This window comes from Acinetobacter sp. ANC 4973 (genome assembly GCF_002135275.1).
Lineage (GTDB): Bacteria > Pseudomonadota > Gammaproteobacteria > Pseudomonadales > Moraxellaceae > Acinetobacter > Acinetobacter kyonggiensis.
The window spans coordinates 1-24,382 of sequence record NZ_NEGM01000022.1 but is presented as its reverse complement, the minus strand read 5'-3'; the positions used below and the strand labels follow the sequence as shown (position 1 = coordinate 24,382).

Annotated in this window: 21 protein-coding genes, 1 tRNA gene and 1 pseudogene; 8 read left to right on the top strand and 15 right to left on the bottom strand. The window is 38.4% G+C overall.

Annotated features, from left to right (window positions below; genetic code table 11):
* Positions 1 to 39: 39 nt before the first annotated feature.
* The 3 genes from B9T30_RS15410 to B9T30_RS15400 all read right to left on the bottom strand — a co-directional run bounded on the left by B9T30_RS15410 (position 40) and on the right by B9T30_RS15400 (position 3,730).
* Positions 40 to 1,020, bottom strand: a complete 981-nt coding sequence (locus B9T30_RS15410; protein ID WP_086185776.1) for a bile acid:sodium symporter family protein — start codon at positions 1,018 to 1,020, stop codon at positions 40 to 42.
* A 146-nt stretch (positions 1,021 to 1,166) separates the two neighbouring features.
* Positions 1,167 to 1,568, bottom strand: a complete 402-nt coding sequence (gene gloA, locus B9T30_RS15405; protein WP_086185775.1) for a lactoylglutathione lyase — start codon at positions 1,566 to 1,568, stop codon at positions 1,167 to 1,169.
* Between the two features lie 11 nt (positions 1,569 to 1,579).
* Positions 1,580 to 3,730: an AmpG family muropeptide MFS transporter gene (locus B9T30_RS15400; RefSeq protein WP_086185774.1), complete on the bottom strand. Its 2,151-nt coding sequence runs from the start codon at positions 3,728 to 3,730 to the stop codon at positions 1,580 to 1,582.
* Between the two features lie 203 nt (positions 3,731 to 3,933).
* On the opposite strand from B9T30_RS15400, the gene B9T30_RS15395 reads away from it, so the two are divergent.
* Positions 3,934 to 6,558: a Lon protease family protein gene (locus tag B9T30_RS15395; protein WP_413772578.1), complete on the top strand. Its 2,625-nt coding sequence runs from the start codon at positions 3,934 to 3,936 to the stop codon at positions 6,556 to 6,558.
* A gap of 59 nt (positions 6,559 to 6,617) precedes the next feature.
* Here B9T30_RS15395 and grxD read toward each other — a convergent pair whose 3' ends face one another.
* Positions 6,618 to 6,959 (bottom strand): Grx4 family monothiol glutaredoxin, encoded by a 342-nt coding sequence (grxD, locus tag B9T30_RS15390; protein WP_004648446.1) that lies wholly within the window; start codon positions 6,957 to 6,959, stop codon positions 6,618 to 6,620.
* Positions 6,960 to 7,121: 162 nt separating this feature from the next.
* Between grxD and B9T30_RS15385 the strand changes: the two genes are divergently transcribed.
* Positions 7,122 to 8,333, top strand: coding sequence for an aspartate aminotransferase family protein (locus tag B9T30_RS15385; RefSeq protein ID WP_086185772.1), 1,212 nt, complete (start codon positions 7,122 to 7,124; stop codon positions 8,331 to 8,333).
* Between the two features lie 77 nt (positions 8,334 to 8,410).
* Here the strand turns inward: B9T30_RS15385 and B9T30_RS15380 are convergent, their stop codons facing one another.
* The 3 genes from B9T30_RS15380 to surE form a co-directional block, all read right to left on the bottom strand.
* Positions 8,411 to 9,340: a LysR family transcriptional regulator gene (locus B9T30_RS15380; RefSeq protein ID WP_086165965.1), complete on the bottom strand. Its 930-nt coding sequence runs from the start codon at positions 9,338 to 9,340 to the stop codon at positions 8,411 to 8,413.
* Between the two features lie 92 nt (positions 9,341 to 9,432).
* A complete protein-coding gene (locus B9T30_RS15375) occupies positions 9,433 to 10,248 on the bottom strand; it encodes a peptidoglycan DD-metalloendopeptidase family protein (protein WP_086185771.1) in 816 nt (271 codons plus the stop codon).
* A 115-nt stretch (positions 10,249 to 10,363) separates the two neighbouring features.
* Positions 10,364 to 11,134 carry a 5'/3'-nucleotidase SurE gene (surE, locus tag B9T30_RS15370; protein ID WP_086185770.1) on the bottom strand — a complete coding sequence of 257 codons (771 nt, stop codon included), beginning with the start codon at positions 11,132 to 11,134 and terminating at the stop codon, positions 10,364 to 10,366.
* Positions 11,135 to 11,245: 111 nt separating this feature from the next.
* Between surE and B9T30_RS15365 the strand changes: the two genes are divergently transcribed.
* The 4 genes from B9T30_RS15365 (at position 11,246) to B9T30_RS15350 (ending at position 14,171) form a co-directional block, all read left to right on the top strand.
* Positions 11,246 to 11,620, top strand: a complete 375-nt coding sequence (locus B9T30_RS15365) for an MCR_0457 family protein (protein ID WP_086185769.1) — start codon at positions 11,246 to 11,248, stop codon at positions 11,618 to 11,620.
* Positions 11,621 to 11,847: 227 nt separating this feature from the next.
* Entirely contained in the window at positions 11,848 to 12,237 is a 390-nt protein-coding gene (locus tag B9T30_RS15360) for an MCR_0457 family protein (protein ID WP_086185768.1), read from the top strand.
* A gap of 116 nt (positions 12,238 to 12,353) precedes the next feature.
* Entirely contained in the window at positions 12,354 to 13,502 is a 1,149-nt protein-coding gene (gene dacC / locus B9T30_RS15355; RefSeq protein ID WP_086185767.1) for a D-alanyl-D-alanine carboxypeptidase PBP5/6, read from the top strand.
* Between the two features lie 114 nt (positions 13,503 to 13,616).
* Complete coding sequence (locus B9T30_RS15350) at positions 13,617 to 14,171, top strand: gamma carbonic anhydrase family protein (RefSeq protein WP_086185766.1); 555 nt, start codon at positions 13,617 to 13,619, stop codon at positions 14,169 to 14,171.
* 33 nt (positions 14,172 to 14,204) lie between these two features.
* On the opposite strand, the pseudogene B9T30_RS15345 reads toward B9T30_RS15350, so the two are convergent.
* Positions 14,205 to 15,529: pseudogene (locus B9T30_RS15345) on the bottom strand (ISNCY family transposase).
* Positions 15,530 to 15,710: 181 nt separating this feature from the next.
* Between B9T30_RS15345 and B9T30_RS15340 the strand changes: the two are divergent.
* Positions 15,711 to 15,959 carry a hypothetical protein gene (locus B9T30_RS15340; RefSeq protein WP_086185765.1) on the top strand — a complete coding sequence of 83 codons (249 nt, stop codon included), beginning with the start codon at positions 15,711 to 15,713 and terminating at the stop codon, positions 15,957 to 15,959.
* A 522-nt stretch (positions 15,960 to 16,481) separates the two neighbouring features.
* Here B9T30_RS15340 and B9T30_RS15335 read toward each other — a convergent pair.
* Positions 16,482 to 17,345, bottom strand: a complete 864-nt coding sequence (locus B9T30_RS15335; protein WP_086185764.1) for a phage portal protein — start codon at positions 17,343 to 17,345, stop codon at positions 16,482 to 16,484.
* Between B9T30_RS15335 and B9T30_RS15330 the strand changes: the two genes are divergently transcribed.
* Positions 17,307 to 18,335, top strand: a complete 1,029-nt coding sequence (locus B9T30_RS15330) for a tyrosine-type recombinase/integrase (protein ID WP_086185783.1) — start codon at positions 17,307 to 17,309, stop codon at positions 18,333 to 18,335. The genes B9T30_RS15335 and B9T30_RS15330 overlap by 39 nt on opposite strands.
* A 127-nt stretch (positions 18,336 to 18,462) precedes the next feature.
* Here B9T30_RS15330 and B9T30_RS15325 read toward each other — a convergent pair.
* From B9T30_RS15325 to B9T30_RS15300, 6 genes are all read right to left on the bottom strand, one after another.
* A tRNA-Val gene (locus tag B9T30_RS15325) sits at positions 18,463 to 18,539 on the bottom strand.
* A gap of 31 nt (positions 18,540 to 18,570) precedes the next feature.
* Entirely contained in the window at positions 18,571 to 20,583 is a 2,013-nt protein-coding gene (locus tag B9T30_RS15320; protein WP_086185763.1) for a transglutaminaseTgpA domain-containing protein, read from the bottom strand.
* 3 nt (positions 20,584 to 20,586) lie between these two features.
* Positions 20,587 to 21,492 (bottom strand): DUF58 domain-containing protein, encoded by a 906-nt coding sequence (locus B9T30_RS15315; protein WP_086185762.1) that lies wholly within the window; start codon positions 21,490 to 21,492, stop codon positions 20,587 to 20,589.
* 12 nt (positions 21,493 to 21,504) lie between these two features.
* Positions 21,505 to 22,497, bottom strand: a complete 993-nt coding sequence (locus tag B9T30_RS15310) for an AAA family ATPase (protein ID WP_413772577.1) — start codon at positions 22,495 to 22,497, stop codon at positions 21,505 to 21,507.
* A gap of 69 nt (positions 22,498 to 22,566) precedes the next feature.
* Positions 22,567 to 22,869 carry a YbdD/YjiX family protein gene (locus B9T30_RS15305; RefSeq protein WP_074947180.1) on the bottom strand — a complete coding sequence of 101 codons (303 nt, stop codon included), beginning with the start codon at positions 22,867 to 22,869 and terminating at the stop codon, positions 22,567 to 22,569.
* A partial coding sequence (locus tag B9T30_RS15300; RefSeq protein WP_086185761.1) for a carbon starvation CstA family protein occupies positions 22,866 to 24,382 on the bottom strand: 1,517 nt, incomplete at its 5' end. The genes B9T30_RS15305 and B9T30_RS15300, both read right to left, overlap by 4 nt.

Genomic DNA, 24,382 nt, shown 5'->3' with positions numbered 1-24,382 from the left:
GTGGGCGTGATTATACGGCAAAAAATATAAGATAGCGAATTATTCTTGAGGCTCAGATACTGGATGCTTCGACCAATAATTCGCGATCACACCACAAACCATTAACTGAATTTGATGAAAGATCATAATCGGTAAAACAATCATTCCTAAAGGCTGCCCGATAAATAAAATCTGTGCCATCGGTACACCACTGGCTAGCGTTTTTTTAGAACTACAAAAGAAGATCGCAATTTGATCTGCTTTATTAAAGCCCAACCATTTTGGAATATAAAACGCCAGCAACATAATCAGGGTTAAAAATATTGAACAAACCAAAGTTAAAATCAATAGGGTTTGCCAACTGACAATTGTCCATAGTCCAGCAACCACTGCCCCACTAAAAGCACCATAGACCACCATCAAAATAGTGCTCTGATCAAAAAATTTGACCAAACTGGGTGTTTTCAACATGTGAGGATAAACATAAGGACGGAGTAGCTGCCCTAAAACAAAAGGTACTAATAACAATAAGGTAATTTTAATAATAGATGAGGTTGGATCAAATCCTTGTTGAGACTGACCTAAAATAAAGAAACTCACCAATATTGGCGTTATAAACATTCCAATCAAATTAGAAAATGAAGCACTACATACCGCACTGGCAACATTACCTTTCGCAACAGAAGTAAAAGCGATAGAAGATTGTACCGTCGATGGCAAAAAGCACATAAATAAAAAGCCCCAGTACAATTCCTGCCCCAAAATCGGCAACAAAACGGGCTTAGCCATCAGACCTAAAAGTGGAAATAATGCAAAGGTAAAAGTAAAAACAACAAGATGAAACTTCCAATGCATCACACCATCGACAAGTGCCTCTCTGGAAATTTTTGCACCATGTAAGAAAAATAAAATTGCAATTGCACCCGAGGTGATGACGCTAAAGATATTTGCAGCCAAACCTGATACTGGAACAATCGTTGCCAAGATCACCATCACAATCAGTAAAATGGTAAAGCGATCCAATGCCAATAATTTTAACATTGCTACTTCCTGTAATTATTTAAAGATAAAAAAGCCCAATAAGTGAGTTTACCTAGTGGTAAAGTTTCATCTTACTGGGCTCGGTAAATAAAGCTAGTTTTTCAATTCAATGTTGAATATTTAGTTTATCTATACCACTTTTTTCATTAGTTATTTCGAGCATTGACATCTTGCTGAATTAACTCAATTTTGTAGCCGTCTGGATCTTCCACAAAAGCTATGACCGTGATGCCACCTTTCATTGGCCCTGCTTCACGCACGACGTTACCACCACGCGCTTTAATTTCTTCGCAAGCTTGATAAGCATCATCCACTGCAATAGCAATATGACCATAAGCATTGCCTAACTCATAGCTTGTCGTATCCCAGTTATGCGTAAGCTCTAGTACCGTATGATTCTTTTCATCACCATAACCAACAAAGGCCAAAGTAAAACGACCTTCTTCATAATCACGCTTACGAAGTAAAGTCATACCGAGTACTTCAGTATAGAACGCTAAAGATTGTTCTAAATTGCCTACACGTAACATGGTATGCAGCATGCGCATCTTATTCATCCTTATTTACTATTTGCATTTTGATGTTCACCTAATAACTTCGCTACCCAAACTACTAGAACTAAAATTGGAATACCAATTAAGGCAGTCATGAGGAAGAAATTCGGATAACCAATATTACTCACTATAGTACCCGAATACCCACCTAAAATCTTAGGGGTTAAGGTCATGAGCGAGCTAAAAATGGCATATTGCACTGCCGTAAATGACACACTGGTTAAACTGGATAAGAATGCAATAAACGCTGCACCCGCCAACCCAGATGCCAGATTATCGACAATGATGGCGAAATATAACCACAAAGAACTATAAGGTTTAATCACCTTGCCTGTAATTTCAACGTCATCAGCGGATTGAGGGTTCACCGCAGCCAAAGGATCAATATTAAGATCTAAATCTTTAGCGGTGGTTAAGTGCATATTGGCAGTATAGTTGTGCTGAGTGCTGACAAGGATTTTATTATTTTCAACAACTTCTGCGACAAGTCGTTTTGAAGCAGAATTCACCAAAGTATCGGCTGGAATTGCCGCACTAAATACACCTGTTTTATCTAGATTGGCATCAAAATTTTGATCATCTAATTTTAAGATAATTTTTTGCGATTCAGATAATGTCGGTCCAAAATATTGACCGCGAACCACTAAACTATTATTTCGTTCATGCAAGGTAATGATATTGTCACTGGTCACAGGCAAAATTTGCATACTGGGTTGTTGATCAGCAAGCTTTAAATAAGGCAAAGTAGTAACCGCTGGATTTTGCGAAGCACCCTGATATTGTGCAGTGACCTGTACTTCATTTGCTTGCGCCAACACCTGACTCGGTACTTTTAATTTCCAATATCCAACTTCATCAGAGTGTACATGATAACGATGTTGACCGATTGTGACATTCACATCATTGAGTTGTTGACCTGATTTTACCAACCCGATGAAAATAAGATTGGTTGAGCTGGCCAATACAGCACCGACAAACATCAACTTCATAATGTTCATGCGCTGTGCAAGTAAGCCACCTAAAAAGCCCCCCACCAAACTAAAAATCACTCCATAAATTTTAACCGCTTCGGCAATTTGCTCTTTGGTAAAGTTTAAATCTTGATAAAACACATTTGAAATAACCCCCGCAATAATGTCAGAAATGCGGTAAAAACCAATCAATAACAACAACACCAATGCCAGTTTAACGCCATAACGCTTAAAGAAATCTGCAATCGGGTTAACCCAAGTTTCAAATGCCATTTGCTTATTTACAGCGCCCATTTTCACCAGCAATGAACCCATCAATAATGCAACAACAGCAGAGCCAATAAAACGTAATGCTTCAAAGCAAAAAAGTAAGAAAGAATCTGAAATTCCAAATTGTGATTTAAGTGCTTCAGTTAAAGTACCAGAGAAAATATAGCTCAGTACAAAACTAATTACAGCCACAAAAAAGACTGCGACCAAACGATAGTAATCGGTACGTTTATAGTCTTTATAGATGCGATTGACTTGTGGCTCACGAATCACCAATGTGGTGATAATACCCACCAACATGACCGCAGCCATGGCTAAATAGGTGATTTTCCATGCACTGTAGATATAGTTACCTTTTGCTGTCCCTAAAGACGCGGCCAGAAATAATGCCCCTGCACCCGCCACAATCATCCCAATTCGGTAGCCTGCATTATAAGTCGAGGCAAGCACCGTCTGCATTTGTGTTTCAGCCAGTTCAATACGGTAAGCATCAATGACAATATCTTGTGTGGCAGCAGAAAAACCGAGCAACACCGCACCTACTGCCATTTGATACAAATAACTTTGCCCTAACGCAGGGTTGGAAAATGCCATGATACAAATGGCACAGATAATCAGTATTTGAGCAATGAGCAACCATGCACGACGTCGCCCTAATATTTTGGTCAGTATAGGCACAGGTAATTCATCGATTAATGGCGCCCAAACAAATTTAAAGGAATAACCTAGTGCAGCCCAGCTAAAAAAGGTGACGGCACTTTTATCAATTCCTGCTTCTCCAAGCCATAAAGATAAACTCGAAAAAATCAGTAATATTGGAATACCTGCCGAAAAACCCAAAAACAGCATAATAAGCGCACGGCGATCTAGAAATGCAGTAAAAGCCGATTTCCATCCAGTAGAGTGTGTTGTCATTGATTTATTATGTTCTGAAAAACTCAATATCGCTATTCAAACGCGTAATGCGATAGGTTTCAACACCATTTACGAAATCATTATTTTATTTTATCGATTAAAGCATCATGTCTGCTTGAATTTTTCAAACAAACCTGTATACCTTTAAATCTCTATCGCAATATTTCGTTTTGGATTTCACAGTGACACAAAGACTCGAACAAATGAACGCTTCTTTATCTGCCAATATTATTAGCAACAATGAACAACCAAGCCAAAATATTTTAATCTCAGCATTTGAACAAGCAGAAATACAAAGTACTTTAGAAAAAACCAAACTGAAATCTGAACAACTGACGCATATTCCAAATTACGATAAAATTCCTGCGTCAACGCGCCGCCTAAAACCACTCAATAACTTTTTGGGACAAGATCGTGCACGTGCCTCTGTAGAAGCAGGGATTGCACTACCTTATTCAGGCTATAACATCTTTGCTGTAGGTACGGCAGGCCTCGGTAAACGCACCATGGTTAAGCGTTTATTACAACAACACGCTAAAACCATGCCTACACCAAATGATTGGGTCTATGTTTATAACTTTAAACTACCCCGTCAACCGATTGCATTAGAACTTCCTTCAGGGCAAGCAGCAAAATTTCAAACCATGCTGCACCAAGCATGGAAAACCATTTTAAAACAGTTAGAACGTCGTTTTACCGCTGAAATTTATCACAATCGGATTGAACTCATTCGCCAACATACTGGGGATGAGCAACAACTCGCGCTGATTGAACTGACCAAAGAAGGTGAAACGCTTGATTTAAAATTAATTACGCGTAATGAAGAACATTGCTTTGTTCCAGTACATTTGATTAATGATTCACCTGAAGAAATGACCACGGAAGAAATTAATGCATTAAATAGCAAAGAACGGGCTGAAATTTCAGCCAACATGCGTTACATGGACAAAAAACTGGAACGCTTAGGTTTACATTTAGGTGATTTAGAAGATGATGCACGCGATAAAGTACAAATTTTAAATCGTGATATTGCAAAACAAGTGGTGATGCCACGTATTGAGCAAATTTTAAATAAGTTTGCTGAAGTCGAAGGCTTAAAAGACTATTTAAAATATTATGCTGAAGACATTATTAATAATGTCGAAATCGTACTTGAACAAGAAGAAGATGACTTTACCCCAGGGGTATTCAGTCGTGTTCCTGCACGTTATCAAGCCAATATTATTGTTTCGCACAAACCCAATTCTGGTGCACCAGTAATTTTTGAAGATTTCCCAACCCACTACAATTTACTGGGTCATGTGGAACAATTAACTCAAAATGGTACGATCACCACAGATTTCACCCTCATTCGCCCAGGGACATTACATAAAGCCAATGGTGGCTTTTTAATGCTCGAAGCTGAGCAACTGCTGGAACAGCCATATGCATGGCAAGGTTTAAAACGTGCTTTAAAATCTGGGCAACTCAAATTATCCTCACTGGAACACATGCTGACTTTAACGGGTAGTATTTCAATTGAACCACAATCTATTCCATTGAATTTAAAAGTTGTTTTACTTGCAGAACCTGAAGTTTATTATGAAATTTTAGAAGTTGAACCCGAACTCGGCAGCGTATTTAAAATTCGTGCTGACTTTACAGATACATTACAACGTAATGACACTAATGAGCAGGCTTATATGCAATTGATTGCCGACTATGTGCAATCAGATAAACTCTTGCCTTTCGACCGTTCTGCTTTAGCTGCATTGCTCACCGACTCTAGTCGTCAAGCTGAAGATCAAAGTTCATTGTCATTACATGCTTTAACTTTAGGCGATTTGATTCGTGAAGCACACCATCATGCGCTCAAAGCGGATGATAAAACCGTTTCAGATAAGCATATCAATACCGCCCTCGACCACCGTAAATACCGCTTAGGATATTTACGTGAATTATATTGGGAAGATTTGTCTCGTGGTACACAGTTGATTGAGACCAGAGGACACCGTCTTGGTCAAATTAATGCGCTTTCAGTGATTCACTATGCAGATGTTGAGTTTGGTTTACCCTCACGTTTAACAGCATCGGTTTATCAAGGTGGTGGTGATATTCTTGATATTGAACGTAGTGTCGAGCTGGGTGGCTCATTACATGCCAAAGGCGTATTACTGATGTCCAGCTTTTTAAAGGCACACTTTGGTCGTGAGCAAACCTTACATTTTTCTGCTGCCCTCGCCTTCGAACAAAGCTATGGTCAAGTGGATGGTGACAGTGCGACGGTGGCTGAACTTTCTGCATTATTGTCTGCGATTAGCCAACTACCCATCGACCAATCTTGGGCCATTACAGGCTCAATGAATCAGCTGGGTCAAGTTCAACCGATTGGTGGCGTCAATGCAAAAATTGAAGGCTTTTTTGATGCTTGTAAACTTCAGGGTTTAACAGGTAAACAAGGGGTCATTATTCCACGCCAAAATATGCAACATCTAATGTTACGCCATGATGTAATTGAAGCAGTGGAAAAAGGTCAGTTCCATATTCATGCCATTCAGACAATTGACCAAGCCTTAGAAATTTTAATGGCTCGCCCTGTCGGCACCTTAAATAAAAAAGGTCGTTATAGCAAAAATTCGATTTATGCTGCAGTGATGGAACAACTTGAATATTGGCAAGCCATTGAAGATGGTGCAGAGTTTGAAGAAGAGTCGAAAAAAGCCAAAAAAAAGAAAAAGAACAAAAAAAAGAACAAAGAAAAAGCTAAAAAACAGCCGACTCCTACTGAAGTTGTCGAATCTGAAAACACGGTTAATGCTGCACCAGAAGTAGAGACATCCGCTTCTTAAAAAATAGCCATAAAAAAAGCGCCAAATGGCGCTTTTTTTATGCTTTACAACAACTAAAATTAAGCTTCAGCTGCTGGGCTATACTGTTCTACTAAAGATTTTAATTCACCTTTTTGGAACATATCAAGCATGATATCACTACCACCGATTAATTCGCCATTGATCCACAATTGTGGAAAAGTCGGCCAATTTGCGATTTGCGGTAACATTGCGCGAATGTCTTGGTTTTCCAAAATATTAACGTAAGCAAATGGACGACCAATTTGACTGAGTGCTTCTACCGCACGTGCAGAAAAACCACATTGTGGGAATTGCGGCGTACCTTTCATATAAAGAAGTACTGCATGTTTAGCAATTTGGTCACGAATTAACGCTTCAGTATCGCGTGCTTGTTCAGTCATTGATAAATCCTCAACTCATCTGCCTCGCATTATACCGAAAACTTCGCAAAACAGTATGATTAAAGCAATATTTCCATTTTTATTTCTATTTAGGCTTTTCTTCTTGGGTAGATTTTGCTTATATAAACTTTTATTTTTCCACCGAACAGATAAGAGTTAGTCATGAATAACGTTACCCTTGCTCCTGTACAACCTGATCAACCTTCACATTTGATGCCAGTATTTGGTCGTCAACCGATCAGCTTTGTTCGCGGTCGAGGTTCTTATCTCTATACAGAAGATGGCACTGAATATTTTGATGCACTCACAGGTATTGCTGTGTGTGGTCTCGGTCATGCCCATCCTGTTATTGCAGAAACCATTGCTGACCAAGCTGCAACACTTATTCACACCAGCAATTTATTTGAAGTGCCATGGCAAACTGCGGCGGCGCAAAAACTTGCTGAAGTTTCAGGAATGGAAGAAATTTTCTTTTCCAACAGTGGTGCCGAATCCAATGAAGGTGCAATTAAAATTGCACGTAAATTTGGTTTTATGCAAGGTATTGCTCATCCTAAAATTATTGTTGCAGACCATTCTTTCCATGGCCGTACTATGGCAACCCTTTCTGCAACGGGCAATAAAAAAGTTCAAGAAGGTTTTGGCCCACTGGTGGAAGGTTTTATTCGCGTACCTTTTGGTGATATGGAAGCCATTCAGGAAGCAGCCATTCATCACCCAGATATTGTGGCTATTTTTGTTGAACCGATTCAAGGTGAAGGTGGTGTAAATACAGCACCTCAAGGCTTTAGCTACCTAGATGAAATTCGTCAAATGTGTAACCAACACAACTGGTTAATGATGCTTGATGAAGTTCAAACAGGTAATGGTCGTACAGGTAAATACTTTGCTTACCAGCACACCAACATCGTTCCAGATGTTTTAACTACAGCTAAAGGTCTAGGCAATGGCTTTCCGATTGGTGCAGTGATGACCCAAGGGCGTGGTGTTGGTGTACTCACTGCGGGTAATCATGGTTCAACCTACAGCGGAACTGCATTGGGTTCACGTGTTGTTTATACCGTTATTGATCTGATTCAAAAAGAAAACCTTGTTGAAAATGCTGCAAAAATGGGCGCTTATATTGTTGACCAACTTAAGCAACAGTTAGTCGATCAAGCTGTGACGGTACGTGGTTTTGGTTTAATGATTGGTATTGAATTACCAAAAGCGTGTGCTGAGTTGGTGAATATTGCACGCGATGAATATCATCTGATTATTAACGTCACTGCGGGTTCCGTTGTTCGCCTGCTCCCAACTTTAAACATCACTCAAGAACAGGCAGATCAATTAATTGCACGACTTGTGAAAATGATTAAAGCATTTTTAGCTTAAGTTTTTATCTCGTTAAATACGCAATCTAAAAATATGAAAAGCCGCTAATAGCGGCTTTTTTTAATACCTATTTGCTTTTATGAAGCATCTTGATAGATTCTACCACCAGGTAATTGGCAGAAATATTGTTTTAATGCTTCTAGACAACGATGGATTTTCATTGGCTGTTGTTCACATTTTGCAATAATGGCATACAAAGTAAAACTGGGTAAGTTCCACTCTGGTAACACTTCAACTAAAGCACCACTGATTAAATCTTTTTGTACATCTAAATATAAAATTCGAGCAATACCATGCCCCTGTTGACACAATGCTTTGGCAACCAAAACATTATTTGAAGTCAACCTAGATCGCATGTCTAAGCTAATAATTTCATTGGTTATGCCATGTTTAAATGAAAAACTTTGATAATTTTTCATCACATTAATTGGAATTAAGTCATGATTTTTTAAATCTTCAGGACGTGAAATTGGTGCTGATTGATTCAAATAACTTGGTGATGCAACCAAAACCTGCTCAACACGAGCAAGCGGCACAATATGCAAATTACTATCTTCAATTTTTGAACTCATTCGCAATGCAATATCTATACGACCATCAATGAGGTCAATATATTGATTATCTGCTTCTATATGAACTGCTAAACCACGGTGAGCCGACATCCAATGTGACAACGCTGGAATAACATGATTTGCAGCCAGTTCTGGTGTCGTTGCAATACGTAAATCACCAATTAGGTCATCACGCAGCTCATTGATTCGTATTTTTCCGCGCTCTGCAGCAGCGAGCATTTCTTGACAGCTGTGGAAAAAAGCTTGTCCCGCTTCAGTCAAACTCAACTTTCTGGTAGAACGATGCAAAAGTGTAACTTCCATCTCTTGTTCTAAAGAACGAATTTGCTGACTAACAGCGCTTGTGGTGATGCCTAAATCACGGGCTGCACCACTGAACGAATTTTTTTCTACAACACAAGCAAATACACCCATTGCTCGAAGTTGATCTAACATAAATTTCCCTCTGAACTTATGAGATGCTTTACCTTACGATAAAAGCAACTCATTGTATTATACGGTGAAATTCATGCATTGTATTAATTTATTTAATTAATAGGTAAAACACTAGTTGGATCAATTGGCTTACCATCTAAACGCACTTGGAATTCCAGCATTGTACGGCTTGTACCAGATGCTCCCATTTCTGCAATTTTTTGACCTGCGGTCACATTATCACCACTTTTCACATTCATTTTACTGTTATGTGCATAGGCTGAAATATAACCATTCACATGTTTAATCAAAATCAAATTACCATATTCTTTCAAACCATCTGCTGCATAAACCACTTGCCCATCGGCTGCTGCATAAATAGCATCACCGATATTTCCAGCATAACGAATGCCTTTAATATTATTGGCTAAATTAAAGTTTTGGATGACTGAGCCATTGCTTGGTTTCACCCAACGTAAAGCCGATACTTTAGAAGATGATACTGGTGCTGTTGGGATATTCGCTGCCACAGGCGCAGCAGGTTTAGTTGAGGTGGTTGGCAGTTGCACAGTTTGACGTTGAATCGGTGCAGCTTGTGTCACTGCCTGTGTTGTTGTGCTACGGCGTGAACCCGAATCTTTTAAACGTAAAGATTGCCCCACATAAATACGATACGGCGACGCGATATCATTCATTTCCGCAACACTGACATAACCTAAACCATAACGTGCAGCAATCCCACTTAAGGTATCTCCAGATCGAACGGTATAATAGTCTGGTGCTGTTGCATAACGCGTTACATTATTAATTTGTGGTTTTGAAGCGCAACCACTCAAAATAACAGTGGAAATAACAGCCGTAGACAACACTATGGTTTTCAACAAGGCTGAAGGCACAGCAAATAAGCGATATTGTGACACCAAGTGCATTAATCTTCCTCTCTACATACAAATGTATTTATTGATTTACGCTAAGATTAGCAAAAAAGTATGTGAAAAATAATTTCAGTCCTGCATTTTCACAAAGTTATAACACTACTTGGCACTATTTGGAAAACTGTGCTTGTAATGTATTTAAAATCTCGTAATTTGTCGCATCCATTTGAATCGGCGTGATACTCACAAAACCATTCGCCACTGCAAAAAAATCGGATTCTATTTCAGTTAAGCCTTTTTGCGGATCAGCCACTGCCTCACCAGACAAACCAATCCAATAAACTTGACGACCACGTGGGTCTACATGACTGGTAATCGGTTTTGATTGGCTGCGTCGACCTTGGTAGGTAACTTTTGCACCTTGTAATACAGGCACATCTGGAATATTCACATTAAAAATATGACGTGGCGGTAACACAGGTAAACCCGCAGCAATAAAATCATGTACCCATTGGGCAGCAATTGCATAATCTTTGGCATGCTCGTAGGAACGAACATTTTGTCCTGCCATTGAGACTGCAATCGCAGGTTGTTTCATTAACCGACCTTCAAAAGCAGCACCCACTGTTCCAGAGTAAAGAACATCATCACCTAAGTTGGCACCACTATTAATTCCACTGACCACCAGATCGAATTCAAAATCGAATAAACCATTCATGGATAAGTACACACAATCTGCTGGCGTTCCATTTACAGCCCAAACATCAGATGAAATTTGGATGGGACGTAATGGGCGATCTAAAGTTAAGGCACTGGAAAAACCACTACGCTCACTTTCAGGTGCAACAATAACCACACGACCCAGTGGGGCTAAAGCATGCGCAAGCGCTTGAATACCGGGAGCAAAAACACCATCATCGTTGGCAATTAATATATTCACTTAAAAAATCTCGTAATGGTTAAAAATGACTGGTAAGAACATTTGATTGAATTATATAAAGAATTATATATATTTAACGCCCGACATCCATTCAAAATATGTGACTAAAAAATGATTAAATTGATTTCATTTCGTAGCTTACTGAGCTTAGGCGTTGCAGCGCTATTATCACAAGCCGTTTTAGCTAATGAGGATTTAACACCAGCTGAAGCCGATACCATGGCTAAAGAAGATATTGCTTCAGCTCAAGTCATGATTGAAGTATGCCCTGCTATCATTGGTAAAAATGCAAAATTTGATCACAACACGCATCAGCTGATTCAATCTTATCTGCAAAACTATTCAGATAAATCTATGACTTACGATAAAATCCAATCTGACACTGAATATAAATCAATTCTGAACGAAGCGCGTCAAGCTGCAAAAGAAACCAGTAAGGATGAACAAAAATCAGTTTGTGATGATGTAGTAAATTACGAAGCATAATACATAAGGCATTTCTAAATAGGCGATCTGCCATATTAAGTATGTTCTCAGGGCACGGAAATATTCATTTTCATGCCCTATTTTTTATCTACAAACTAGATGCAAAATTCCCTTCATTGTGACTGCAATTTTCAACAGCTTCGATACATTTGTGTACTTACAATTCATAAAAATATAGTTAAGCTTATTTATATTGTTCTGTTTTTAAATAATTTAGGTCTGTTTCAATGAAATTATCTATGTTCAAATCTCTTTCTTTAGGTCTTTTGACCACTACGCTCATGACCTTTTCTGTTACCCATGCAGCTACGCAACAAAATGAAAATATTGAAGTTACCCCAACTCAAAAAATCACCCAACAAGAACTTGCTGCTATTTATGTTTTATCCGAAGTTTGCCCAAGTTTGATCAAAGAAAATGATCAATTCAAAAAAGGTTATGCAAAACTTGCACAAGAATACTTACCGCAAGAACAAGACCCCGTCAATGCACTGCAAAAGCTAAGCAAACAGAAAAGCTTTAAAAGCATTTTAGCTGAAGCAAAGTCGGATGCGAAAAAAGCAGGTGATGTTAAAAATAAAGAAATTTGCCAAGAATTGACCACATACAGTAATTGATACAAATTGGTTACAATACTTTTGAAATAAGCCGATTTCCCCGTAGAAGTCGGTGTGGCTTTATCCTAAAATGCTAAGCTCTTTGTGCTTATATCAAGATACTGGAATCACCTCGAATGACCCACAAAAGCGCCCTTGCTGCATTATTACTATTACCAAGTTTTACTTACGCAGCAACTGTCTTATCTGCACCTCCAGAACTCAATAATAAATCTTATGTTTTGATGGACTATGAGACGGGGCAAATCCTCGCATCAAAAAATGAAAATGAAAAATTAGCACCTGCTTCAATGACCAAGATGATGACCAGTTATATCATCGAACAAAAGTTGTTGAGTGGCGACCTCACGGAAGATGAAAAAGTTCGTATGAACGAATCTGCATGGTGTCGTGGTAGTAGCACGGAATCATGTATGTACGTGCCACTTAACGGTACTGCAACAGCATTAGAAATGCTGCGTGGGATTATCATCCAATCAGGTAATGATGCTTCTAAAGCCATGGCAGAACATATTGCGGGTAATGAAGGTACTTTTGCTCACATGATGAATGAAGAAGCAAAACGTATTGGTATGACAAATACTAGCTTCATCAATTCAACAGGTATGCCTGCTGAAGGTCATTACTCGACTGCAAAAGATATGGCAACCCTTGCGCAACATATCATTCATGACAGTTCAAAATATTACCCAATTTACTCTGAAAAAGAATTTTCTTTTAATGGCATTAAACAAGGTAATCGTAATGCCTTGCTTTATACCGACCCAAGTGTAGATGGTTTAAAAACTGGTCACACGGATGAAGCAGGTTTCTGTTTAACCACTTCTGCTAAACGTGGTCCACTGCGTTTAATTTCAGTGATTTTTGGTGCGCCAAGCATGAACGAGCGTGCATCACAAACCCGTGAAATTTTAGCGTGGGGTTATGCAAACTTTGAAACTGTAAAAGTACAGCCTGCCAATCAAATCTTAGCCAAAGCCAAAGTTTGGTACGGTAAAGAAAATGAAGTAAAAATTGGTTTAGCTGAAAACTTCAATGTTACCTTACCGAAAGGTCAAGCCAATGCCATCAAAACGCAATTGGTTGTGCAACCTAAACTCACGGCTCCGCTGAAAAAAGGTCAAGTGGTTGGCAAATATGTTGCTAGCCTAGATGGTAAAGTGATTTCAGAAAAACCCCTCGTTGCACTTCAAGATGTTGAAGAAGCTGGTTTCTTTGCAAAAATGCTTGACCATATCAAACAATTCTTTAGTAACTTATTTTAATTAAGCCGCAATGCTTTTAATTGAGCCTTAAACTAAAGATAAAGCACTTCTACTTCGGTATGAGTGCTTTTTTATTTTATAATTCCTCTAGCCCTTCAATATTGACTGCTCATCATGAAAAAGAATATTCGCCCTTATTTAGATCATCATCCTAAAATTGATGCTACTTGTTATATCGATGAACTTTCCGTCGTCATTGGTGAAGTCTCTTTGGCTGAAAATGTTTCAGTCTGGCCTTTTGCCGTCATTCGCGGTGATGTCAATTATATCAAAATCGGCAAAAACTCTAATGTACAAGACCATGCCATGTTGCATGTCAGCCATAAAAAAGCAGAAAAACCCAATGGTTCACCGCTCATTATTGGCGAAGATGTTACCATTGGTCATCATGTGACTTTACATGGTTGTACTGTGGGTAATCGCGTTTTAATTGGCATCAATACCATTGTTTTAGATGATGTGATTATTGAAGATGATGTCATGATTGGTGCAGGCAGTTTAGTGCCACCCCGTAAAGTCCTAAAAAGTGGTTATTTGTATGTCGGAAGTCCAGTACAACAAGTTCGTCCACTGACAGAAAAAGAACTGGAATTTTTACCTTATTCGGCACAGAACTATGTGAAGGTATCGAATAACTATTTGGATAAAATTTGTGTTATTCCCAAGTAGAAATGTCCTACCTTAAAACCAAATAGAAATGTCCTATACAGGCATTTCCAAGTCAAGCACAGGATTCAGATTTCTTTGTTGAATTGCTGTTTTCTGTGCACGTCTGCTTGGCATCTTTTGAGAACGATTACGTTTATTTTGTTGTTCTAATTCCTCATGCTGTTGTTGAATATGTGCCAAGACAGAACCCAAACGCTTATTCTCAACGATCTCTCTTTGGTTGAGCTGGCTTAATTTATCGATGATGCTGTAATTGATTTTTCTTCCTTGATATTCAATTGCAACCGTACCATCTGGGTATTCTAAAAACTCGATATATTTACCAATCAAACTATGATTCTGTTCGATGTTTTCTAAAATATAGATGCACTTATCATAGGTAATCGTGAGGCTTTTACTGACCCTACGTGGCTCACGCCAAGTAAATATATCGTCTAATTCTTCAGGGGTTTCAGTGATAGAACGGTGTAAGTCCTTGGGATTAGAGGCCACTTTGGCAAACTTACGATTGAACTGCTCAATGAAAAAGGGAAGCCACGCATTTGCTTGTGTGATCGTATCAATGCCTTCAAGGCGCATCTCCTTAATCAAACGATCCTGAAGTGTTCTATTTGCTCGTTCCACCCGGCCTTTGGCTTGCGGTGAATTGGCAAAGATAATATCAATATTCAATCGACTTAGAACACGTCCAAACTGAGTCATCTTGGTCTCTTGTTTACTGCTTTGATTGACTCTAAATACTGAATGTTTATCACTATAAAAGGCCAAAGGCTTACCATGTTGTTCGATATAAAAACGTGTCGAAAGCATATAATCAAAGGCTGATTCTGATTCACAGAAATGTAAGTGCTGTAACTTGCTTGTCGCATCATCAATATAAACCAGCAAACAACATTTAGCAGCTCGTCCTTCAAACCAATCATGGTATGAACCATCAATTTGGATCAGTTCACCGAAACAATCACGGTTATAGCGGGGTTGATACGGGCGTTTCATGCGTTTAGATCGTGGAAGCCATAGGTCAGCTGCAATCATCCAACAACGCAGTGTTTCTACTGAAATATTGAATCCATGAGTAGTCGTGAGCTTTTCATGAGCCAAGGTCGGTCCGAAGCCATAGAGTTGTTCAGCAATAAGGGTTAAACACTGTAATCTGAGTTCTTCTGATAATTTGGAATTACTCGATTGACCACGACTGGCATGGGCTAATGCAGCAGGACCTTGTGCTTTGTATCCTTGAATTAGGCGCCGGATCTGACTTCTGATAGTTGTAAGAGCTGGGAGGCTTTGGATTGCGTTATGCGTCGATCACAGACTTCTTGTAAGACTGACAATCGTTTAAGTTCTTTATCCGACATAGACACCAACATATTAAACAGCCCGCTCAGAAAATCTCTAGGTGAGTATTCTAAAAGCGGACATTTTTACTTTGGAGAAACCGGACATTTCTATTTGGGGCTTACAATAAGCATTTCGTATAAGGTGTATTATGTTAATAATGGAAGTTTTTTAATATCAAATAATTATGGTTAAAGTTACATGATGGAGAAAAAACAAAAGATAACTCTAAAAATAGAAATAACTATTTTCTTAGTAAAATTATTTGCAATTTTATTTATTACGGTTGGTACTATTCTAGTTTTTACAATTTTCCTTGCACCTATTGGTTTCTTTATGATCCCTATAGGAATTGCTCTGTATATAGATATCCCTAAATATTTGAAAAAAATCCTAACAAGAAAAATGTTATTGCTAGATTCTGAAAATCACCTAGATCATAAAAATTGAATTACCCTTTTTCAAAAATGAGTCCATTTAACATAATGGTGCTTATACGAAATTTCTTGGAAATAGTTTTAAATTTCAAAAAGTTATGCTATAAAAAATTGGGACGCAAAACCTAAAAAACCGACTTGGAAACAAGTCGGCTTTTTTATGTACAACTCTGTAAAATATCGCCAGAAAAATAGATCATTATTTGATCAAATTGAAACTTTAGTGTGCATTATCAACTCATCCACTGCTCAAATTATCCCCAATTTCTGCGGATAACCCTTGGGGTAAAATTTAAACAGTTATGTACGCTTAGGCGCACATGGATTCAAGCCCTTTGCGGCTATACAACCTCACACTGATTTCTTATAATGGGGACATAGAGAGCAGGATGCTCCAGATAAGAATAACAAGATCTGATACAAGGAATGTGAGGTACGACAGGAGTTATACCTAAGCATCAAATACGAAAAACCCCGACAGGATGTCGGGGTTTTTTTATGCAAAAATATTTTTATAAAATATGAATAGTTTTAACTACTCACTAGTGGATAAAAGCTCATAATTTTTAAACTTTATCACTTCCACACCCAATCGTTCATTGACCTGTTTAAGTAAGTTTTGATAAAAAACAATTTCATTGTAATAAAAAACTTTTGCAGCCTTTTCAATATCACCAAAGCCACCTGCATTTTGTGGTACTACACCAATGAGTTGCGGTGGTATACGATGCCCTGCAAGTTGGTCATCACGACTGGCTATTTTAATATTATAAAATTCATCCTTGGCAGCAACTTCAGCCAGTGGAATGACTTTAACTCCATCTTTCGTTCCTCCGGGTGTATAAACCAATAAATTTTTAAAATTGCCTGCCCCCTTTGAGTTTTCAAGCGAATCTTCTAAATCATCGACATCTTGCTGACTTTGTAATGCATCAGTCATGTGTAGAATAAAACCTGCATGTGCTCCATTTTTATAATATCGACGACGGAATAAAGTAGCTGCTTCATTCAATAAAATCGCATTTACACTACTCAAATAATTAGGTATGCCGTAAATTTCCTGTCCAATATCAGTTTCAAAAATATGGATCATATCTTGAGGTTCAAATTTATGGTTATTGATCTGGTCATAGCCCAACTGATAATAACTTGATAAGTCCAATGCCCTTCGCATATTCAGTGCCGGTCTAGATCCAAGCCCAACAACCCCACCAAAACGATTACGTTTCACATGCACATAACAATTGGCAAAGGTTAAAAGATTCAGAGCCAAAGCATTAAACTCATGGCGACTTAACAACGGATGAGGAATGTAATCACTGGTTAAAATATTGCGCTTCACAATTAAGGCACTGGTGTGATGACTGGTCGCTCGAAACAATTTTGCCGTGGCCAACATAAGGCTGCACAAGCCTTAAATGCTGCACTCGATAGAAACCCTGACATTGTTTCGAGAATTCTTAATAATGCTAAAAGACCAGATACTCAAATTCCAAATTTTGAACAAGGTCTTAATGAGTTTATTAAAAACCGACTATCTAAAAAGAAATATGCGAATTCCACCATGGAAATCATTAATGCGAATTTAGATAAATATAGAGAAATGTGGGCCAATACTGCCTGTAATGAAATCACGCTTAATATGATAGCGGTTTATTTAAATAATCAGACTGATTATCAAGCTGAAAAACATCGCTCTTTATTAATAGATATTTGGAAATATTTTACGGCGCATGAATGGGCAAATGAAAATATTGTTGAAAAGACATTAAAGCCTATTCGCCCTGAAAAAGTTAAATTACGTCATTCAAATGAAGCTATTGAAAAGATTAAATCTGTTTCACCTGCTTGGCTATGCCTTGCAATAGATTTAGCACTTCATTCTGTGCAACGGCGTGCCGATCTAGTTGTTATGGAAAGATCGGCCATTAATATCAAAGACAACACTATGACTGTTTTACAGCACAAATCTTTAAACTATGACAAACCGATTTTCATTGAAGTCGATATGCATCCAGAGTTAAGAGAAACAGTTTTGAAGTGTGTTGAGCATTCTATGCAACTTCGCTGCCCATATTTAATATCTACTCGCCCAGATAAAATTAACGAACAAACTCGTACTGCAAAATTACACCCCTTTGCAGTGACTGAAGACCATCTAACGAAGCAGTTTAAAAAGTATCGGGACTTGGCTGGTGTATATGATGATCTTGAACCGAAGCAGCGCCCATCTCTACATGATTTACGAGCATTAGGTTTGTATAACATCACTCAGCAATATGGTAAAAAATATGCACAAGCTTTAGCGGGCCATGCAACTGTGAAAATGACTGATCACTATATTGAAGGTCATGAAGCGCCTAAACCTGAGAAAATCAGCTATAGATAAAGCATTATTTTAAAATTTGAATTGAAGCTTATCCATATTAGAAAACTATTAATTCCCCCGAAAATCCCCCTAACAAAAAGCCCACTACAATGAGTGGGCTTTATTGTGTTGATTAATCAACGAATTTTGGTAGGTATAAGCAGACTCGAACTGCTGACCTCTACGATGTCAACGTAGCGCTCTAACCAACTGAGCTATACACCTAAGTGCTGTGAATCATATTCATTTTTATTTTCTAAGACAAGGGCTTTCTATTGTTTTTTAAAGCAGATGCACAAGTTTTAAGCATCCATTTAAATTTCATTGCTTGTTGAGCATTAAATTCACATGAAAACTGTTGCTGTTGGTAATATTCCGCTGTTTGTATAAAGATCGGTTGTTGATCTTTTTCAACCCATTCTGCCAAACGATGCATCCACATATAAAAAGTTTCAGCGGGTTGCTTACGTAAATTTTGCGGCAATTGCTTAGAAAATTGTTGAATCGCTTGCTCATATGCAGAAACATACTGTCTATTACGGTAATAAATCCAAACAAAATAAAAAATAATCACGATCACAATACTTGATAGCAAGACAAGTGCACTCGCATAAGCAGAATGAAAACCTAATTTTGACAACCAGCTTTGCTGCTTTTCAGCAGTATATCCCACGACTTTACTTTGCCATTGATAACTTGCATAGTCAGTCCAAATACGCATATTTTTCAACATTGAAAATCGTTGATATTTCCATTTTTGTTCTTTATTTCCTAAAATACTACGATCATTTTCAATATAATTTTGCATACCCCCATCAATCCGTTGTGGAGCAATTATCGCTGTGGGATCAATTCGCTGCCATTTTCCATTCAATTGCACTTCTGTCCATGCATGTGCATCAAGCTGACGAACTTCCCAACTCGCTTGGTCGGGTGCAAGCTGCCCACCTTGGTAACCAATGACAACTCGTGCAGGAATTCCAACATAACGCATCAACATGGTAAAACTCGAAGCATAATGCTCACAAAAGCCTTGTCGAGATTGAAATAAAAATTCATCAATACGATTGCCCCCTAATAAACCGGGTGACAATGTATATACAAAGCCATTTTCCTTATACCATTGCAAAATATTGCGCACATATTGATCGGGTTGCTGACCACTTTGTGTAAACATTTCTAATGCGAATTGACGTGATTTTTCATCCAATGCTTCTGGCATTTGGGTATTTATTTTTTTCAATATATTCGATTTAAATAATGCTGACTCTGGCAATTCAATATTACCCAACCAATGCAATTTAATAGGTTGATTACGCAAAATTTGACGAATCGGGGTAATACTCATACCCTGTTTTAATTGGTACTCTGTTTCAAGTGGAATTGACTTTTCCAAGCCCATCACCCACATCACTCGTGCATCAGCAGCCAAGTATTGATAATCAAAACCACGTTTCGATTTCCCAGAGAACTTATTTTCTAAAACAGGCTGTTGATTGATAAAACTGCTGGTCCATGTTTTTCCATCATATTGATCTAAAACCATCGCGCGCCAATACAGTTCATTGCGTGACGGAAATTTATCCATATTTCCAATAATTCGAAAAGCCAAACTTGTGGATTGTGAAAGCTGAGCAATATCACCAGGTGACATGCTATCGCTCATCCCTGTGACACTTCGTTGTTCTGGAATTGGAATATGCCAAAGTGGTGGTAACCGTGGAAAAAATACAAACAGTAAAATAAAAAAAGGCAAAGCCAAAATTAAAAATCTAGCCACATGTTTTGCATCAGTTTTTAATGCTGCCGATTGATTTTCTAATAACTTAAATTCACTGGTTTGTAGGCGATAAAGTCCAATTAAGCAGCTTAATAAACACAGCACAATTATCAGCGCCATCCAGATGGATTGGCTATATAAAAAGGAACTGGCACTAACAAACAAAGCAAAATTAAACAAAACAATAACATCACGCTTATTCTTGGTTTCTAAAGCCTTTGCAAACAAAAAGGTCGATAAAACAGCAACCCCCGCTTCAATACCAATAAAACTTTTATAACTAAAATAAATCGTGACTAAAGCTAAAATGGTCAATACAAATGTCCACATCTTAGCGACGGCTTTGTTCTGATCTTTTAAACTAAAAAATAAACAAAGCAAAATCAGCGCAAAAATAGCACTTAATAAAACAGGATTAAAAAACACCTGCGCAATAAAGACCAAGACCATTGTGATTAAAATTGAAATTCTAATATCAGCATGGATCATAATTTAAGCCTGTGCCAAAAGTTTTTTTGCTTGTCTTAACTGATTTTCGCCAATGCCTACAGGTAATTCAGCTTGTGGTAAATACACTGCATAATCACATTGCATCTGCTCACATTGTTCAATCAATCCCATCATTAAATTCAGCTTTTCTTCATGTTCTGTACTGGGCATATTGGCATAATGAATTTCAATATTGCTTTGATCATTATGCTGTTCAAACACTTTGATATATAAGCCTTGCCCACGTGCAGCTTGCTTCCATGACACCGCTTGTAACGCATCCCCCAACTGGAAATTACGTAATTCACGAAACTCATCCATATCTGGTTCAAAATTATGCTTCTGCTGTTTATTTTCAGCACTATAAAATGCAGCTTTGGGTGCAATCCATGCAGACTCTTTTAAATAAAAATAAGTCCATGCCCGAACCAATCCAAAGGGATAAACTGAATAAATCTGTAAGGTTGGATAGTGAAATTTCCCTCTTTTTTCAGGCAAAAAAGAAAGCGTGATTTTGTGCTGGAGTTCTGAAATCAGGACTTTTTCTAAATGCTGATCGGTTTTAATCCATAAATAACGGGAGTGCTTTTGCGCTTGTTGAAAATGTAATTGCAATTCAACACTCTTGCCAACCTGCCCTATTTCAGCAATAGACACCTCAACGCCTAAATCATGTAATTGTTTAAATGTTAAATAAAAGCTAATACATAAAATGGCACTAATCAAAAAGCAAAAGCCCAAAATCAAGTTGTTGGCATAATTCACTCCTGCAATAAAAGTAATCAAAATCAATACCAAATACAGATAACCCTGTTGATAGATAAAAATCAGAATATCTTTTTGCGAGAGTTGTTTGACTTTTTCAAATTGAAAACGTGCCGCTAACCATTTTTGCCAAGGATTGCTCAAATTGATCTTCCTTTAGCTAATATTGACTTGCTGCATCAACTGCACTGTTTCAGCTTCACTCAAGCCAATACGATGAGCAACCACAGCAACAAACACCGCTTGCACATCATCTGGCGTCACAAAACTACGTTGCTGAATAAAAGCAAAGGCTTGTGCTGCTTTTTTCAAAGCCAATAAACCACGGGTCGACAATCCATGTTGTTTTTTACGGGTTTCATCGGCAAGATTGAGCAGATATTCCAACACAGCATCGGCAATATGCACCTGATTAACCAATTGTTGCATCGCTAAAATTTCTTGCTCGTTAAACACATGCTTGAGTGTCGCAATTAAGGCATAGCGTGAATTTTGTTGTAAGAGTAATTTTTCTGCTGAACGTGAGGGATAGCCAAGTGACAAGCGCATTAAAAAGCGATCGAGCTGCGACTCTGGCAACGTATAAGTACCACTTTGAAACAATGGATTTTGCGTGGCAATCACCCAAAAAGGTTGTGGTAATGGGTAACGCACGCCATCCACAGTCACCAAACCCTCTTCCATCGCTTCAAGTAAAGCACTTTGCGTTTTTGGACTACAACGGTTAATTTCATCGGCCAATAATATTTGGGTGAAAATGGGGCCTTGTTTAAACGCAAACTGATGTTCTTTTTGATTAAACATGTTTACACCAATCACATCGCTTGCCAGCATGTCATTGGTAAACTGAATGCGCTGAAATTTAAGCCCTGCAAGATGTGATAAGGCACTCGATAATGTCGTTTTCCCCAGCCCAGGCAAATCTTCAAACAACACGTGTCCGCCTGCCAACAAACAACTCAAAGCCAATTTAGTTTGGTTTTCTTTATCTAAAATAATGCTATTAATTTGAGTTAAAAATGTTTCAACCTTTAAAGCATAAGATGCAACTTTATGATTCAGTTCTAGCTGTTCATGCGTGAGTTCTTGTTTTTGAACTTTATTCGTCCCCCAAATCACACTCTTATCCCCAATAAAAAAACGGTGCATGAGTAACATACACCGTTTTTTTATTTTTCCAAAGAAATCAAAAGATTTCTGACAAACACTTGTTCGAAACTAACAAGGACATTTCTTCAATCCACCATTCGCACTTGGATAACGTGCATCCACACAGTAACGGTAAAATGTTTTGGCATCCATGGGTACTAAATCGGCATGATTTTTTTTCATATGCTCTAAATAGGTCTGATAATCAGGCACCCCCACCATCAAGCGAAAACTTTGCTGTAGACGCTGCCAAATAATTTGAATGGTTTTAATACCATTTAACATTAATAATTTCTTGGGCTGTGCAAGCACAGTAAATTTAATAATTTTGCCCAAAGCCAGTTTTTGGCGAATTTGATCTTTTAGACTCATTTCACCTCTCCTACTGGAATTTCATCACTGTAAATGGCTTCTGACTCACGCACACTTGGATTAGGATCTGCCAATGCACGACGAATCACACCAATTGCAGCAAACAACATTACAATTGCCACTATCATAAAGAAACCACAAAGTACCGCATTGATTTGATTAGAAAAGACAATGGTTTGCATTTCGGTAATGTCTTTGGCTGGTTTTAAAATTTCATTACGCGCAATCGCATCAGAGAATCGGTTAGCTTGAGCCAAGAAACCAATTTTTGGATTCTCATGGAAGATTTTTTGCCAGCCTGCCGTCATACAGGTAATAAATAAGAAAATGGTGGGAACAATTGTGATCCAAACATATTTCTCTTTCTTCATTTTAAATAGGATAACCGTACCCAAAATAAGTGCCATTGCAGCAAGCATTTGGTTACCAATACCAAAGAGAGGCCACAAACTGTTAATACCACCAAGTGGGTCAATCACACCTTGATAAACAAAGAAGCCCCATCCCGCGACAGCAACAGCCGTACCAACCATATTACCCCAAAAATTATGTGAATTTTTAAGTGACGGAATTACAATACCCACCGTATCTTGAACCATGAAACGGCAAGCACGTGTACCTGCATCGACTGCGGTTAAAATAAATAATGCTTCGAATAAAATCGCAAAGTGATACCAAAATGCCATCATTGAACGGTTATTAAAAATTTCCGTAATAATATGCGCCATCCCAATCGCAAATGTTGGAGCGCCACCTGTACGTGATAAAATTGTGCTTTCACCAACCTCTTGAGCCAACAAAGTTAATGCTTCAGGAGTTACCACAAAACCTAAAGTACGGACAGCTTCAGCAGCACTTTCAACCGTTGTACCCAAGACTGCCGCAGGGGCATTAATTGCAAAATAAACACCTGGTTCTAAAATAGTGGCACAAATCATTGCCATGACAGCAACAAAAGATTCCACCAACATCCCCCCATAACCAATCATACGAATATCCACTTCGTTATTGACCAGTTTAGGTGTAGTTCCTGAAGAAACCAACGCATGGAAACCTGAAATTGCACCACACGCAATCGTAATGAATAAGAATGGGAACATAGATCCAGCAAAGACAGGGCCAGTACCATCAATAAAATGCGTTACAGCAGGCATTTTCATTTCTGGTAATGCCACCATAATGCCCACCGCTAGACCTGCAATCACACCAATCTTCAAGAATGTAGATAAGTAATCACGTGGCGCAAGCAACAACCACACAGGTAAGACTGAAGCAATAAAACCGTAACCAATCAAACACCATGTCAATTGCGTCCCTGTGAGCGTAAACAAAGGCCCCCAATAAGGATCGGCTGCAATATTCCCACCATAAACAATTCCCGCCATCATCAACACAAAGCCAATGAGCGAAACCTCGGCAATTTTTCCTGGACGGATATAACGCATGTATACGCCCATGAACAATGCAATGGGAATGGTTGCCGCAATACTAAACACGCCCCAAGGGCTATGTG

Bases quoted from the DNA above. Each gene is read 5' to 3' on its own strand.
- B9T30_RS15410 (WP_086185776.1), bottom strand. From the start codon at position 1,020: ATGTTAAAATTATTGGCATTGGATCGCTTTACCATTTTACTGATTGTG.
- gloA (WP_086185775.1), bottom strand. From the start codon at position 1,568: ATGCGCATGCTGCATACCATGTTACGTGTAGGCAATTTAGAACAATCT.
- B9T30_RS15400 (WP_086185774.1), bottom strand. From the start codon at position 3,730: ATGACAACACACTCTACTGGATGGAAATCGGCTTTTACTGCATTTCTA.
- B9T30_RS15395 (WP_413772578.1), top strand. From the start codon at position 3,934: ATGAACGCTTCTTTATCTGCCAATATTATTAGCAACAATGAACAACCA.
- grxD (WP_004648446.1), bottom strand. From the start codon at position 6,959: ATGACTGAACAAGCACGCGATACTGAAGCGTTAATTCGTGACCAAATT.
- B9T30_RS15385 (WP_086185772.1), top strand. From the start codon at position 7,122: ATGAATAACGTTACCCTTGCTCCTGTACAACCTGATCAACCTTCACAT.
- B9T30_RS15380 (WP_086165965.1), bottom strand. From the start codon at position 9,340: ATGTTAGATCAACTTCGAGCAATGGGTGTATTTGCTTGTGTTGTAGAA.
- B9T30_RS15375 (WP_086185771.1), bottom strand. From the start codon at position 10,248: ATGCACTTGGTGTCACAATATCGCTTATTTGCTGTGCCTTCAGCCTTG.
- B9T30_RS15365 (WP_086185769.1), top strand. From the start codon at position 11,246: ATGATTAAATTGATTTCATTTCGTAGCTTACTGAGCTTAGGCGTTGCA.
- B9T30_RS15360 (WP_086185768.1), top strand. From the start codon at position 11,848: ATGAAATTATCTATGTTCAAATCTCTTTCTTTAGGTCTTTTGACCACT.
- dacC (WP_086185767.1), top strand. From the start codon at position 12,354: ATGACCCACAAAAGCGCCCTTGCTGCATTATTACTATTACCAAGTTTT.
- B9T30_RS15350 (WP_086185766.1), top strand. From the start codon at position 13,617: ATGAAAAAGAATATTCGCCCTTATTTAGATCATCATCCTAAAATTGAT.
- B9T30_RS15340 (WP_086185765.1), top strand. From the start codon at position 15,711: ATGATGGAGAAAAAACAAAAGATAACTCTAAAAATAGAAATAACTATT.
- B9T30_RS15330 (WP_086185783.1), top strand. From the start codon at position 17,307: ATGACTGGTCGCTCGAAACAATTTTGCCGTGGCCAACATAAGGCTGCA.
- B9T30_RS15335 (WP_086185764.1), bottom strand. From the start codon at position 17,345: ATGTTGGCCACGGCAAAATTGTTTCGAGCGACCAGTCATCACACCAGT.
- B9T30_RS15320 (WP_086185763.1), bottom strand. From the start codon at position 20,583: ATGATCCATGCTGATATTAGAATTTCAATTTTAATCACAATGGTCTTG.
- B9T30_RS15310 (WP_413772577.1), bottom strand. From the start codon at position 22,497: ATGCACCGTTTTTTTATTGGGGATAAGAGTGTGATTTGGGGGACGAAT.
- B9T30_RS15305 (WP_074947180.1), bottom strand. From the start codon at position 22,869: ATGAGTCTAAAAGATCAAATTCGCCAAAAACTGGCTTTGGGCAAAATT.